This is a genomic window from Natronorubrum halalkaliphilum, assembly GCF_009834785.1.
Taxonomy (GTDB): domain Archaea; phylum Halobacteriota; class Halobacteria; order Halobacteriales; family Natrialbaceae; genus Natronorubrum; species Natronorubrum halalkaliphilum.
In genome coordinates, this window is record NZ_WUYX01000026.1 from 69,252 (window position 1) to 85,074 (window position 15,823).

The following is a 15,823-nucleotide window of genomic DNA, read 5'->3' on the forward strand; positions in this document are numbered from 1 at the left end:
GAATTCAGGGGGTTGCTGGGTCAGATATGTATCAGGGACGGAGTTAGATCGGTCTGCGTCACCACTTGATCGTCGTGATGGTGACGTACGCGTTTATCCCCGAACAGCGACTGTGTACTGGATCGGATGGAACGTATCTGGACATCATCAAAGACGCAGCTTACTGCCCCATCTATGGGTAGAATAATAATAGATAAAAATATCGTTGGATACAAACTGATTATTATTCTTGTCGATATATCATAACACGAATTACACTATAGAGGACAGGAAGTGTAACGAGGATACTAAATCCAGGAGTTGAGTCATCTGTTGTCCCGTCATCTGCTGCCGAGTCATCTGTTATCTCTTGGGCATCTCCAACAGTAACTTGCATTGATGTTTCGGATTTTGTTAAACTCTTATCTGGATTGCCTTCCGGATAGTGACGAATTTCATATGGAATTTCCAATTCCTCGCCTCGCAAAGACTCATCGTGTACCTGTACGCTAAGACGCATAGACTCTGTTTGCCCGGGAGCCACAGTGCCAACTCTCGCCTGAATTGCTGCATCCCCTTCAGAAACATCCTTTGTACTGGATATCGAAAGACCATCAGGGAGTTCGGCGATGATCTCGACAGATATCACTTGATCATTAACATCTGGATTGCGAAACGAAAAGGTCAACAATTCTGTTGATCCGGCAATCTCAAGTTGTTCAGATGAAGATTGGTCACTATATATTGGCATTGATCTATATGAATGCGCAGTAACATCCCATACAGTGGTGTCTGAGTGTTCTTCTGATTCTAATTGATATTCAACGGTATGTTCCCCATGGTCGTCAAACGTATGTGTATACCGTATATTTGATGAGTCTAGTTCAGACTCATTAACGAGGTCCCCATTAACGAAGACCGATTGAATGGGTGTAGGCGATGTTTCTCCATTGATTTTTGCTCTGAAATTTTCTTTGTCGCCAGCTTGCAGTATCACCGTTCGACTTTCTGGTGATATCCGTTCTAATTGGAATTCAGGCGTATCAGCCTGGCTGTCACCCTCACTGGGCGGTGATGACTCCCCCGGTGGTAAGGGTAACGGTGATGGCTGTGAGCCACTGCCACCATTATCGATTGAGATTTCAATAATTTCAGAGTCGTCATTACTACTAACGATCATAGTTTTGGATTGGGCACCCTCAATCACATTTTCCCATTGAAGGGTTATCGTCTCACTTTCACCACCATCTAGTGTTATAAAGCGAGAGTCCACTAATTCATTGTTCTCCTCAGTCTCCAGAGAGATTACCTGTGACTCAGTTAGTTCCCCATCATTACTAATTGTAACAGACACATCTAGAGTATCATTAGGTTCGACCGGCTCATTTGAGTCGATATTACTGAGGCTAAAGAAGGCTTCATCTGGTTCATATACGGAGATCAACTCCGAGACGGTGTCGTTATTGGTAGCAACTGTTGTTTCAACTTCTGGTGTGTCGTCGGTGTTCGTTTGGTAACTGAACGAACTCTCATAAATTTCATTCTCACCCAGTCCAATATTCTTCTCAACATCTTTTTCTGTCCCATCAACTTCGAATGAGATATTTTGAGAGCCCGTTGAACTACCAATATTCTCAATACGGTATTCTACAGATATATTTTCCCCAACACGAACATTTTCTGATGTGTTTGTAATCTCGGCTTCAAAGAATTGATCATCGATAACCGTCTCATGTTCCAACGTTTCACTAATTACGTTTCCAGCTCTCGCTCTGAACTCATATTCAGTATCAAATTTCAAATCCTGAGTATGCGTGAATTCGCCAGACTCGGTGACTGCCTTCTTACTAGTCTCTGTCCACTCAGAGTTACCAGTTTCACGGTACTGGAACGAGACTGTTGTTTCGTCGAGATTGCCAAGACTAACGTTCCCAGTTAGAGCGGAAGATGACGTGTTCAACATAGTTGCTCCGACTGTCTCAACCGGGTTGCCTGTCTCAATGGTTATTGGATCATCAGGAGCACCGTCTGCTACTGCACGAACCTCAAACTCGGTGCCAGCATCCAAATCAACACCAGTCTCAATCTCGGTGTTGAATGTACCTGGGGTATCTACAGATTGCAACTCGCCGAGCATTCGCAAACTACTTTCTCCAGACGAACCGGAGTACTCATAACTTGAAAAATAGACCCACTCCTCTTCAATTCCTTTCGCTGTCCACTCCAACGTATCATCAACATAGATTTGGACTTGATCTCCATCATGTTCGACCCGGAGAATCACCGTCTCTTCATCGTTCATAATGTTCTTATGAGACCCGCTCCAGGTGGAGTCGATACTGCCGTCAGCAACGTACTCTTCGCTCCGAAGATGTGGTCGAAAATTTGCACCTGAGCCAGCTTCAAAATATGCATACCGCGCTGTCTCTCCCTCTTCGATTCGATCGTTTAGGTGGGCGTAGTCCCCATCATGAGCCCACCCATTAGGCGAACTCCAGAAATCACCATCGGCAGATATCTCTGATGTGTTTTTGTGATATGCGAGTGGCTCCCAATCTAGATTGCCTGCTTGACGATATTCAAACCAGACGTTCGCACTGTTAAGGCCACCCAGATCAGTTACTTCCCCGTGTAACACTGGCCCCATCGTGTTTGTGTTTGTTGCATCAAGCGTTTTGACCGTCTCTCCTGTTTCAATGGTTACTATCTCACCAGTCAATTCATTGGCTGCTGCTCTAATTTCGTAGGTCGTGTTTGATGCCAACGGTTGAGCAAAACTATATTCACCTGACTCGGTGACTGTTTTCCGTTCTGTTTGTTTCCAACTGGAGTCACCTGACTCTCGATATTCGAACCATGCTGTCGCCTCTTCCAGCGATCCTAGCTCAATATCTCCATTCAGAGTTGGACCTGTCGTATTCAACCTCGTTGCTCCGACTGTCTCAACTGGATTGCCTGTTTCAAAGGTTATTGGATCATCAGGAGCACCGTCTGCCACTGCACGAACCTCATATTCGGTACCAGCATCTAAATCAACGCCTGTCTCGATCTTCGTGTTGAACGTATCCGGCGTATCTACTGATTGGAACTCACCGAGCATACGTAAACTACTTTCTCCAGACGAACCGCGGAACTCATAACTTGAAAAGTGGACCCACTCCTCTTCAATCCCAGTTGCTGTCCACTCCAGAGCATCGTCAATATAGATTTGAACCTGATCTCCAGTATGTTCGACTCGGAGAGTTACCGTTTCCTTATCGCTCATAACGTTCTTATGATCCCCTGTCCAGATGGAGTCGATACTGCCATCAGCAACGTACTCTTCGCTCCGGAGATGTGGGCGGAAATTTGCACCTGAGCCTGCTTCATAATAGACATACCTCGCTGACTCTCCCTCTTCGATCCGATCGTTCGCGTGGACGTAATCCCCATCATGAGCCCATCCGCTAGGCGAACTCCAGAAATCACCGTCCGCAGACATCTCTGATATGTTTTTGTGATATGAGAGTGGCTCCCATCCTAGAGTGCCCGATTTGCGATATTCAAACCAGACATTCGTACTGTCGAGGCCACCCAAATCAGTCACTTCCCCGTGTAATACTGGTCCCAGTGTATTCGCGTTTGTTGGATTGAGTGTTTTGACCGTCTCTCCTGTTTCAATGGGTACTATTTCACCAGTCAGCTCTTCGGTTGCTGCTCTGATTTCGTAGGTCGTGTTTGATGCCAACGGTTGAGCAAACGCGAACCCACCTGAATTAGAGACCGGCTTCCATCCTGTTTTCGACCATTCAGAGTCGTCCGACTCTCGGTACTCAAATTGTACCGCCGCTTCGTCGAGTGCTCCTAACTCGATATACCCCTGCAGAGTCGGACCCGTCGTATTCAACCCCGTTGCTCCGACCGTCTCAACTGGATCGCCTGTCTCGAATGTGACCGGTTCTCCAGGTGCATTGTCCGTTACTGCCCGAATATCGTACTCGGTACCAGCCTCTAAATCGACACCTGTCTCAATCTGGTTCTCAAACGTGTCTGGAGAATCTACTATTTTTTGTTCATCAAGCAGCCGAAGGCTACTCTCTCCACTCGAACCAGACCATTCATAGCTCGAGAAATAGATACTCTCTTGATGGATATTCGTCGCTGTCCATTCTAAAGAATCACCGACGTAGATTCGTACCTTATCGCCAACGTGTTCAACCTGTACAACCACTTCTTCGTTCGGCGATAGCACGTCTTTGTCATCACCACTCCAAATTTCATTAATTCCGTTATCAGCAATATATTTTTCATCACGAAGGTATGGCTGAAAGTCTGCACCTGAACCAGCCTCATAATATTCAAAGCTCACTGCCTCACCTTCTCTGATTTCTTCGTTTATATGTACATAATCATTATCGTGAGATGCACCATATGGTCCATCCCAAAAGCTACCATCGGCAGAAATAGCAGGACCGTTTAATATTCGCTGCCATTCGGTAGTTCCAGATTGACGGTACTCAAACCAGACGTTCGCACTGTCGAGGCCACCCAAATCAGCCACTTCCCCGTGTAATGTTGGTCCCAGTGTATCCGCGTTTGTTGGATTGAGCGTTTTGACGGTCTCTCCTGTTTCAATGGGTACTATTTCACCAGTCAGTTCTTTGGTTGCTGCTCTGATCTCATAGGTCGTGTTTGATGCTAACGGTTGAACAAAACTATATTCACCTGATTCGGTGATCGTTTTCTGTTCTGTTTGTTCCCAACTGGAGTCACCTGACTCTCGATATTCGAACCATGCTGTCGCCTCTTCCAGTGACCCTATCTCAACATCTCCATTCAGGGTTGGGCCCGCAGTATTCAACCCCGTTGCTCCGACTGTCCCAACCGGATTGCCTATCTCAATGGTAATTGGATTGTCGGGAGCCCCGTCTGCTACTGCACGAACATCGTACTCAGTACCAGCCTCTAAATCGACACCTGTCTCAATCTGGTTCTCAAACGTGTCTGGGGAATCTACTGTTTTTCGTTCATCAAGCAGTCGGAGGCTACTTTCCTCACTTGAACCAGACCACTCGTAGCTCGAGAAATAGATACTCTCTTGATGGATATCCGTCGCTGTCCATTCTAAGGAGTCACCGACGTAGATCCGTACCTCATCGCCAACGTGTTCAACCTGTACAACCACTTCTTCGTTCGACGATAGCACGTCTTTCTCATCACCACCCCAAATACCATCGATTCCGCCATCAGCAACGTGTTTTTTATCACGAAGGTGTGGCTGAAAGTCTGCACCTGAACCCGCTTCATAGTACGTAAAACTCACTGATTCACCTTCTCTGATTTGCTCGTTTATATGAACAAAATCATCATCATGGGATGCACCATATGGTTCACCCCAAAAACTACCATCGGCAGAAATAGCAGGTCCGTTTAATATCCGCTGCCATCCGATAGTTCCAGATTTGCGATATTCAAACCAGACATTCGTACTGTCAAGGCCACCCAAATCGGTCACTTCTCCTTGCAATACTGGTCCCATCGTATCTGCGTTTGTTGGGTTGAGCGTTTTGACCGTTTCTTCTGTTTCAATGGGTACTATTTCACCGGTCAGCTCTTCGGTTGCTGCTCTGATCTCGTAGGTCGTGTTTGATGCCAACGGTTGAGCAAACGCGAACTCGCCCGAGCCAGAGACAGACTTCCATCCTGTTTTCGACCATTCAGAGTCGCCTGACTCTCGATACTCAAATCGTACCGTCGCTTCGTCAAGTGCTCCTAACTCAATATTCCCGTGTAGAGTCGGGCCCGTCGTATTCAAATCCGTTGCTCCGACCATTTCAACTGGATCGCCTGTCTCAAAGATGACCGGATCTCCAGATGAATTGTCCGCTACTGCTCGAATCTCGTACTCAGTACCGGCCTCTAAATCAATACCAGTCTCAATCTCGTTCTTAAAAATATCTGGAGAATATGTTGTTTTTCGCTCATCAAGCAATCGGAGGCTACTTTCTCCACTTGAACCGGCATACTCATAGCTTGAAAAGTAGATACTCTCTTGATGGATATCCGTCGCTGTCCATTCTAAGGAATCATTGACGTAGATTCGCACCTCCTCGCCAACATATTCGACCTGTACAGTTACTTCTTCGTTCGCCGGTAGTACGTCTTTATGATTTCCACTCCAAATTTCATCTATTCTGCCATCAGCAACGTATTTTTCATCACGAAGATATGGCTGAAAGTCTGCACCTGAGCCAGCTTCATAGTATGTAAAGCTAACTGCCTCGCCTTCCCTGATGTGTTCGTTTATATGTGCATAATCATCATCATGGGATGCACCATATGGTCCATCCCAAAAGCTACCATCGGCAGAAATAGCAGGTCTGTTTAATATTCGCTGCCATTCAGTGGTTCCAGATTTGCGGTACTCGAACCAGACATTTGTACTGTCAAGGCCACCCAAATCCGTCACTTCCCCACGTAGTACTGGGCCCATCGTGCCTGAACCATTGGCAGACAGAGTACTCACAGAGGCACTCTGGGAATTTGTATCAGATGTGTTAATATTATCAGTGCCATCTTCAATCGAGCTATTATTAGGCTCAGCCAATACTACACCTCCTATTGCGACGCTAGCAATAAGGAGAGCGATAATATATATGATTATTATGGGGGGATTTTGTATTTTGGACATAGTTTGACCGGTTCTTAAACGACTGCGCAGCTATGGTCAGCGGAAACTGGGCAATGACATCTCCAGTTACACATCGCTACAATTAATCACCAGTAAGTCGACGTTTCAAAATGTAACCAGCTCCGCTAAGACCAGCTAGTGCTCCTGGAACTCCAAAACCAGGGACGCCATCAACTGTGCTCTCGTCATCATCCTCTGATTCTTCTGGAGCGGGGTTCGGTTCCTCGACTTCGATGGTATGTCTGATGCCGCTCTGCTGAACAGATTCTTCAGGATTGCCCTCAAACCAAAGCTCGTAGTCTGCGACAACAGTTACACTGTCACCGGCTTCAGCACCCTGCGTGTGGAGTTCGGCTCGGATGTCGCGGACCTCTCCGGGCCGAACCTCGAATGTACCAACCACGAGATCTGAAGTCGCTTGATCCCATTCTGCACCGCCACCCCACTGGAAGCCTGCGTCAGTAAAGCTAAATTCGAGATCAACAATGATCGTACAGTCATCCGAGATCATCTGATCCGGTCGGAAATTGGCCTCGACCACGGCTGGATCCTCGGTCGTGATCCGACTATTTGGTGTGGTCACGCTCGTCCGACTCATACTGGGCGATCCATCACACGTCGTCGCTTCTTCTTCCTCTTCGCTGGCTTCGTCTTCCTCCTTGTCGTCAGTCTCAGTCTCATCATCTGCGTCGGTCTCGTCTTCCTCAGCTGAGATTGGTGTCGAACCAACGCTGATAGCCGTTCCTGTAAGTAACCCAGCTGCTGTAGTTTGCAATACCTTTCTTCTCATCCAAGGAGTAGTTTCGGAGTCGGAGTTTTTCGTCATACCATATATATAATATTTCGTGTATATAAAATCTCTGGCCGTGACGAATCGCCATACAGCGTTGAAATTGCTTACCCATAGCATGCTTGATATTTGGTTGGTGAGATAGTTTGAAAGTCGAGGTAGCCATCTGTGTGCGGTTGATCACAGTTATGAGTCCGTCATCAGCAATCCTACTCACGATCACTCGTTAAGTATTACCGCGCTGCTATTCAATCGATCAAGCCGTCGACTAGGAGTGAAAGTTGATGTCATTCTGGTCGGAATGTCTTTAAGGACTCATTACATTTTATCGTGTATGAGTCAGCTAGGGTTGGCAAAATCGTTTCGTGCTTATATGAAGGAAACTTCTGCAGGAGATTCTACTAGGGACGAGACTTCTAGCAATGACCAACAACGTGATCAAGAGAGTGATATTAATGCATCTGATCTCGAGTCAAATTGGTGGATGACTTCGGATACGGTTGATGCGCCTAATCGAGTGCTCCGCTATCTCTACCCGGGATACTTCGAATCGGACGCGAAAGCACAGATTCCACTCTTTGAAGATGAGAGCGGCATTACAGTGACTGACGAACAGACGCCAGCACATGCCACTGGGACACGCAAAACCTACACGACTCTCTTTGATCACGACGAAACTCAATTCGATGTGGGGCATATGGATGTTATTTGGCCAACCTATTTTTCAGAGAATGAGTGGGCAGAACCTGTTGACGACCGGGAGAATTACACCGACGACATGATCAAGGTGCAAGTGGATACTGTTACAGTAGACGGCGAACTGCGGGCTATGCCGATTCATACTGATGCTAATGTACTCTACTATCGAGAAGACAAACTCGAAGAATACGGGTACAGCGCTCCTCCAAAAACCGATTCAGAACTCGTTGATATTGCACAAGATATCCTGGACCGTGATGATGAGATTGAGCACGGTTTCATTTGGCAGGGCGGCCAGAATGAGGGGCTCACAATTATGTGGTTGAACTGGCTCTGGGGACGCAACGGTGATCTCGTTGATGGAGATGATATTGTAGTAGACACTAAGGCAGGTGTCGACGCACTGCGACATGCTGTTAATCTTATACACGTTTATGATGTCACACCGGAGTCAGTCACACACAGTTCGACTGACAAAAACCGGAAAACCTTCCAAACTGGGAACACTCTTTTCATGCGAAATTGGCCGTACGCCGTCTCTAGACTCGATGATGGGACACCAGTGAGTGATGATTTCAGCGTTGCTCCGTTACCAGTTCACGAGGAACATCCTGACGCGAATAACGCCTGTCTTGGTGGTTGGAATCTATTTATTAACCCCGAATCCGATCAAAAGGCTGCTGCACAAGAGTTTCTCGAATGGATGGCGTCAGAGGAGGTTCAACGACGCCTCGCTCTGGATCACAGTCGGCTTCCCGTCCGGAAATCAGTGTATGACGACGAAGATGTTCGTGAAGAGTTTGAAACACTAGATGTGTTCGAACAAGCTCTGGAACAATCGCAAAGTCGCCCATCAATTACGCAGTACCCTAGGTTTTCTGAAATAGTCTTCACCGAATGCAACGCTGCGTTGTGTCAGGAGAAAACACCGTCTCAGGCGCTCTCGGACGCCCAGTCTAAGATCGATATGGAAGTGAACTGACCCGCCACTCGACTCATAATACGAATACAAACCATGTCATTTACCGAAGACGAGGTTGAGAAGTTGCTAGATGGGAAGTGGGTACTCCCCTTTGATAAGGAAAGTGAGATGACCATACTCAGACAGCTCGATAACATAATCCCGTCGTCAGGTGTTTTCTGGGATGTTGGCGCTCATGCGGGACTGTACAGCATACTCTGTGCCCAACTTTCCGCTAATGTAGACGTATACTCCTTCGAACCGTCAGTATACACTCGGACCAATCTCCTACAGAGGAACGTAAGTGATTTCGAGAACGTTTCAATTGTTCCATATCCGTTAGCAGACACCGCTGGGATGGTTACGTACGTAGATTCAGAGGAGGGACACACAACGAACTCGCTTCTCTCAACACCAATTACTCCTGATGATCCGACCACCTTCGAACTGGATGCTCATACGGCGCAAACTGCAGTAAACGAACTCGGAGTGTCTCCACCGGATGTTGTCAAAATCGATGTTGAAGGTGCTGAACACCGCGTTCTACAAGGGTTTGGTGACGATTTGATGGAAGGAGTCTCGGCAGTGCTGTGTGAATTGCATCACATTGATGGCGAGGATACGAATACGATTCCGTATTTGCAGGCACATAACTTTGACGTGACAGTTCTTGCAGATCGCGAGACGTACGACAACCGCAAGCAGGAACACATTCTTGCAACAAAATAATCCGTTGTCTGCCACTCGTTCAAATAAAGTGAGTGATTATCCCAGTTCGTAACTCACTGCGCGACTGACTGATAGTGAGATTTGATCAGTTCCCATTCGTATCCGAGATCGGACTCCGCTTCTGTCGCACAGGCCTTTGCTTCGTCATAGAGTCTCTGGATATGATCGATGTTCTCCCTCTCAAGTTCTGCTTCTATATGATGACGGAAGACACGTATCATGGTTAGTGGCGCGCCAATAGCAGCTAATTCTGCGTATGCGTCGTTGAGTTTGTGCCGCCCTGATTCCTCATTCCCGTTGGCTACCTGAACTGCACCGAGTAACCCAGCAGACTCTGCAGCAGCATGCTCGTCCTCAAATTTCGAGAAAATGTTTTGACTCCGCTCAAGCTTTTCCTGCGCTTTTTGATACTCCCCCTGAGCACGTACCATTATAGCAAGTCCCCCAAGGATCGTTGCCTCGCCATATTCATCTGAGATTTCCTGGAAAATGTCAAGACTGCGTTCGTAGCTCTCTCGAGCGGTATTGAAGTCCTCCTGGTCCCTTGCAATTAGTGCTTTAACGCCGAGTGCTTTCGCCCATCCCTCCCGGTATCCGAGTTCACGTTCGATTTTAATACTCCGATCAATAAACTCAGATGCAGTTTCGTGATTTCCTTCATTACGAGAGACCAGTCCCAGTCCAATGAGTGCCTGTGCCTTTCCTCGTCGGTCATTCATGTTGCGCGTAATTTCGAAACTCCGCCGAAGATACTTGCGTGCTAACGGGAGATCACCGCTATTCTGCGCGATAATCCCCAGATTTCCAAGACAAACTGCCTCGATATGGCCGCCAGCAACATCTCGGAAGAGACGTAAACTCCGCTCAAGATACTCTTGAGCTGTCGTCAAGTCTCCTTCTTTCCGTGCAACTAACCCGAGATTGCTGAAACACATCGCTTCACCTCTCCGATCGCCAAGTTCACGGAAACATTCCAAACTCTCTTGGAACCGGTCTCGCGCAGTTTCAGTGTCACCGCTAGCTTCGGCAACTAAACCAAGGTGATTGTAGCTTCGTGCAACCGCGTGTTTGTTTCCATGCTCAGTAGCGAGTTCAAGCGTGCGTTCATACTCGTACCTGCTTTTCTCGTAATTCCCTCGCAATCGGTGTGTATGTCCGCGCAGTTCCAACGCGCGACAGCGACTCTCATCTGGGCACATGTCCGGGAAGTCGTAGATTGCGGTTCGTGTCACTCCGAAAAGTGATGCCAGTGCCGGCCAGTTTTCCCCCATTTCGAAAATCATGTTGAGGAACTCGGTGACAACCACGTCTGGCTGATCGTTTATGCGATTGATGAGTTCTGAATCAGGAAACTCTAGGCTAAGTTCCTCTCGGTGTTCAGCGTCATCAAAGAGTGCAAATAACGATGTGAGGCAACGGGCGAAACGCCTATCGGACCGTTCACGTCGGCGACTATCACGTTGATTCACCTCATGGTCGAAAGCGAGTCTTCTAAGGTAGAGTGTCGACCACAGTCGGTGCGTAGTACGAATAATCCCGTCGGTGTCGTCAGTTTCGACTGCGTAGAGAAACCATCCTTCTAACGCAGCACGTATCTCTGCAATCTCGTCGTGCGTTTCCCAATCGTGGCCGTACTCATATCCAAGCGCGTGGACGAGTTCGGGTTTGATGCCGATCCCACTTGCGTTTAGCAGTGTCAACATAACTCCAACATCAGCTACTAACTCGGGATCAAACCGAGACAAATCTCTGATGGCAGTTTCGGAGTCCGGATCCAACGTTTCATATCGGTTACGAACATTCCGTTCAAGTCCTGTATCACCATCTCCGCCAGTAACGGGTAACAGGAAGCTAAGTAGCATCATGTCACCGATCTCGGCATTTGACCGTGATCGTATCTCGTTCCGTAGGGAGTCTGCATCGTGGTCAACTGTTCGGCCAGTCGCAGCCTCAAATCCCGCAATTACTCGTTCGATATCTGTTTTTGAGAGGCGAGGCAAGTGGTATCGGTGCAATGACTCAACGAGGTTAGACTGGCGCGGTCGGACGCTTGATTCAACTGGTCCAGTCCCGTCGAAGTCCTCTACTGCTGTTCGTAAATCATCGAACAGGAAGCTTACCTGCTCGTACCCGGATAATTTTTCCACCACCTCGAACACCGCACTTGCGCCCGGCTGTACTGCGTCTTCAACGACGACCAACGTGTGTTCATCTGAGGCTAAGATCGCCTGCTTCAACGCCTCAACGCTTTCGAACTGCGTTCCTCCCCCGGACCCACTTTCCCGATACAGAACTGGGCCTGTTGATTGTGACTCGTACCAGCGAATGGCTACTTGCTTACAGAGCGTACTCTTTCCAGAACCCGGTCCACCAACGACGAAGTGGTCCTCTCCACTTTGGAGAGCTTCAAACAACTCCTGGCTCGCTGGTTTAGTCCCGTTCTTTCCAAGACGCTCGGCTGGCAGGCCGGCATGAACATCTGCCAACGTAAATCCGATACGCCAGCACCGTTCAGGACGAGGATCGGGACCGTAAGCGAATCCACTTGGTGTTAACTGTTGGAACCCTTCTTCACGAGCCGGTTGTGATAGTAGACTTTCAATCGTAGCTCCCAACTCTGCTAACTGATTCCGGAGATCATCTAACTTCTCCGAAAGCACAAGTCCAGTCTCTGTCTCGAATACGTCCGCTAAATCTGTGCCCGCAATCCGCTGCTCAAAATCCGCGATAGCCTGCCGGTACGCTCGAGTGAGTGCTGCTTCAAGCGCCTGCCGCAACTGTGGCGTCTGTTCCAAATCATAGCCTTCTGTTGCAGCAATTGCGTCCGCGATTCGGCGTACAGCCGTTTCCTCATCTTCAAAAAGAAGGCTTACTTGGTCTTTCTCTCGAGGCGATAGCTCGTGTGTAGAATCGGAGCCTTTAGCGAGCCGTACTGCTACGTCTGACCAGTTATCAACAACTCCGTTGAGTTCTTTCGTATCCCGACGCGCGTTCTCGTCTTTGATCGCTGATTCGAGTGCCTGAGTGAATTCGGTTGCAACCGCTTCCACTTCCTCCGAGTACCGCTGACGCCGAAGGATGTTTTGAACACGGCCAGCCGATACAGAAGTTGCTGTGGTAACACCTGCAGCAGTTAGATTAGTAACTAGTGAAACAACTTGATCCTCGACCATGCGCGGCCAAGACACTATCAAATATTGAATGTTACCCCGCGTACGGTAGCACTGGAAACCTTGTTCTCATGGAAGCGGGTTTATATTGAGGGGTTCAGTGATGATATTGACGGAAACGTCTCGGCAGGAATTTCGTCGAAAAAATTGGAAATAGAACGGGTCGGAGATGAGGACATTTTCCCGCCCCTCTACGAATCTCAAATGAGTGTCCGTCTCCTGCGATAGTGAACAGTACACGTAGATTGAAACGTCGATTGCACAGCCAATGGGATACATCTACGACCCTTCGCAATACGTCGAAGTGAGCGGTATTGATGACTACGTATGATGTCAATTCTATACTCGTAATCTGCCGATCAAGCGCCTAGCGGTCAACCAACAATCGAGGAGGTACCGAACTGACCGTACCGTGTCGGACCGAACCGACTCAGTCTGCCGATGCGAATCCGCCGGTACTACTCGAGTCGCTCTCACCAGTCAGTTCCATCACTGCCTCTTCGAAATGGCGCATCTCTATCGTGGTCGGAACGGCACTCTCAGCCTCGAGGGAGTCGGTGTTGATCGCTTCTTCGAGCGCGATTGTGGCCGCGCAGTCACAGATCGCCGCCAACGTACTCCCTGAGACACCGTCTGTCTCTTTCGCGATGGTATCAAGTGCGACGTCGCCGGCGAGTGGCTTCTCTTCGGTGTGGATCTCGAGGATCTTCCAGCGGGCGGTGAGATCGGGGAGACCAACAGTTACCGGGTCACCGAGGCGCCCGTCACGGAGGACCGCGTCGTCGATCCGGTCGGGGCGGTTCGTCGCCGCGATGACGGTGACATCACCGCGGTCGGTCACCCCATCGAGCTCGGTCAGGAACTGACTGACGACGCGTTCGCCGACGGGACCAGTCGTCCCACGTTCCGGGACGAGGCTGTCGAACTCGTCGAAAAACAACACTGTCGGTCCCGTTTCACGGGCTGTTTCGAACACCTCTCGGACTTCCGCCTCCGCACTGCCGACGGCGCCACCGAGCAATTCCGGCCCGTTGACGAGCATGAAGTTAGCCTCGGCTTCGGTGGCGACAGCGTTCGCGAGCATCGTCTTGCCCGTACCGGGCGGGCCAGCGAGGAGGACGCCCGCTCGCGGTGAGATATCCATCGCGTCGAACGAGTCGGCGTACTCAGTTGGGAGCACCGCTGCTTCGTAGAGCTGGTGTTTGACGTCTTCGAGCCCGCCGATATCGTCCCAGTTCGTTTCCGGGACGGTCACGCGATGGTCAACGAGGCCGCTTGGCTCGACGGTCTCGAGTGCTGTCTCGATATCCCCGGCGGTCACCTCACAGCGGTCGAACCAATCGATGATCTGTTCACGATCCCTCCCCGACCACTCCGTATCGAGGAGGTAGGTGACATCCAGGTTGGCGTCGTCGAGGTGGCGGCTGAACGCCTGTTGCTGAGCCGCGTCGACGACGGCTTCGATATCCGCTCCGGTGTAGCCGTGTGTGCGGGCAGCGATCGCCTCGAGGTCGACGTCGTCCGCCAGCGGGACGTCGCGGGTGTGAACACCGAATATCTCTTCGCGACCCTCCGCCGAGGGCGGGCCGACCTCGATCGTGGCCCCGAGGCGACCCGGCCGGCGTAGCGCGGGGTCGATCTGTTCGGCGTTGTTCGTCGATCCGATGACGATAACGTCGTCGTTCTCCTCGAGTCCGTCCATGACCGAGAGGAGCTGGCCGACGACCCGTCGTTCGGTCGTGTCCGTCGGCGACGCGGTCCGGACTTGCCCGAGGCTATCGAGTTCGTCGAAGTAGATGATACTCGGCGCGTTTGCGCGAGCGGCGTCGAACAGGTCACGGAGCCGGCGTTCGGCTTCGCCGTACCACTTGCTCATCACCTCCGGGCCGTCGATACGGTAGAAGGCGGCGTCGGTTTCGTTGGCGAGTGTCTTCGCCAGCAGCGTTTTGCCGGTGCCGGGCGGACCGCGAAGGAGGATGCCCGTCGATTGGTCGTCGCCGAGGAACGATTTGAGTTCGGGGAACGCGAACGGAAGTTCGGTGACTTCCCGGAACTGCTCGATGATGTCGTCGAGGCCGCCGATGTCGTCGTAGGTGACGTCGGCGATTTCGTCGTCGGTGAGGCGGAACTCGTTCGTACCGGCGTAGCTCCTCGAGTCATCGCCGCTGGCCGGTTCATCGTCCTCGTCAGTAGTCTCACTCGAGTACCGGTCGCCACCAGTATCGGGCTGGTACTCGTAGACGACTTCGTGGTCGTCACGGTCTGTCGAGTACGGGGCTCCGGGACCGTCGTTGTGGGCGACGAACTCGAGAGTCGTCTCAGCTGTAATGGTAACGACCGATCCCGGAAACGTGCCGACGACGTTGGCGACCCCAGTGTTTCTGTCAATGGCGTCGATGCCGACTAAGACGTTTTTGGAGGCGTAGACCGGACGGCCGAGTAGTGCCTCGCGGAGCTCTTGGTAGGCAGCGGACGTATCGGACAGTGACGGCGGGATCCGGACGGTAACACGGCTGGCAGGCGTTGCGGGAACGGGCGTGATGTAGACCGTTGCACCAGGTGCGAGACTCAACGCGTTTCGGTCGGGCCGCCCGAGTGCGACGATCCCTTCGTTCTCTCCGTCGGTCCGTGTCAAGCGCAGGAGGAGGTCTCGGTCACCGACGCTGACGGAAACGGCATCGCCGACGGAACACTCGAGGTCGGTGTAGATGTCGTCACTGACAGCGGCGATGCCTTCGGCGTTCAGTTCGGGGGAGAGTTTGGTGAGGGTGGCTTGCATGGGTGGATGGGCTCGAATTCCGTCGCCGTCGTTCAGAGACAGTACG

General features: G+C 50.4%; 6 protein-coding genes. 2 read left to right on the forward strand and 4 right to left on the reverse strand.

All coding sequences use genetic code 11. The features are described from left to right. Nucleotides 1-223 precede the first annotated feature (223 nt). Both GS429_RS07335 and GS429_RS07340 read right to left on the reverse strand, forming a co-directional pair. Nucleotides 224-6,565: a COG1361 family protein gene (locus GS429_RS07335; protein ID WP_160064125.1), complete on the reverse strand. Its 6,342-nt coding sequence runs from the start codon at nucleotides 6,563-6,565 to the stop codon at nucleotides 224-226. Nucleotides 6,566-6,731: 166 nt separating this feature from the next. Next, nucleotides 6,732-7,475 (reverse strand): PGF-CTERM sorting domain-containing protein, encoded by a 744-nt coding sequence (locus GS429_RS07340; RefSeq protein WP_160064127.1) that lies wholly within the window; start codon nucleotides 7,473-7,475, stop codon nucleotides 6,732-6,734. Between the two features lie 298 nt (nucleotides 7,476-7,773). Here GS429_RS07340 and GS429_RS07345 point away from each other — a divergent pair, with 298 nt between their 5' ends. Both GS429_RS07345 and GS429_RS07350 read left to right on the forward strand, forming a co-directional pair. Then, nucleotides 7,774-9,120 (forward strand): ABC transporter substrate-binding protein, encoded by a 1,347-nt coding sequence (locus GS429_RS07345; RefSeq protein WP_160064129.1) that lies wholly within the window; start codon nucleotides 7,774-7,776, stop codon nucleotides 9,118-9,120. A 33-nt stretch (nucleotides 9,121-9,153) separates the two neighbouring features. Continuing rightward, complete coding sequence (locus GS429_RS07350; RefSeq protein ID WP_160064131.1) at nucleotides 9,154-9,828, forward strand: FkbM family methyltransferase; 675 nt, start codon at nucleotides 9,154-9,156, stop codon at nucleotides 9,826-9,828. A 53-nt stretch (nucleotides 9,829-9,881) separates the two neighbouring features. Here the strand turns inward: GS429_RS07350 and GS429_RS07355 are convergent, their stop codons facing one another. Next, a complete protein-coding gene (locus GS429_RS07355; protein WP_160064133.1) occupies nucleotides 9,882-13,001 on the reverse strand; it encodes a tetratricopeptide repeat protein in 3,120 nt (1,039 codons plus the stop codon). Nucleotides 13,002-13,428: 427 nt separating this feature from the next. Continuing rightward, nucleotides 13,429-15,777, reverse strand: a complete 2,349-nt coding sequence (locus GS429_RS07360) for an AAA family ATPase (RefSeq protein WP_160064135.1) — start codon at nucleotides 15,775-15,777, stop codon at nucleotides 13,429-13,431. Between the last annotated feature and the right edge of the window lie 46 nt (nucleotides 15,778-15,823).

Bases quoted from the DNA above. Each gene is read 5' to 3' on its own strand.
- GS429_RS07340 (WP_160064127.1), bottom strand. From the start codon at position 7,475: ATGACGAAAAACTCCGACTCCGAAACTACTCCTTGGATGAGAAGAAAG.
- GS429_RS07350 (WP_160064131.1), top strand. From the start codon at position 9,154: ATGTCATTTACCGAAGACGAGGTTGAGAAGTTGCTAGATGGGAAGTGG.
- GS429_RS07360 (WP_160064135.1), bottom strand. From the start codon at position 15,777: ATGCAAGCCACCCTCACCAAACTCTCCCCCGAACTGAACGCCGAAGGC.
- GS429_RS07355 (WP_160064133.1), bottom strand. From the start codon at position 13,001: ATGGTCGAGGATCAAGTTGTTTCACTAGTTACTAATCTAACTGCTGCA.
- GS429_RS07345 (WP_160064129.1), top strand. From the start codon at position 7,774: ATGAGTCAGCTAGGGTTGGCAAAATCGTTTCGTGCTTATATGAAGGAA.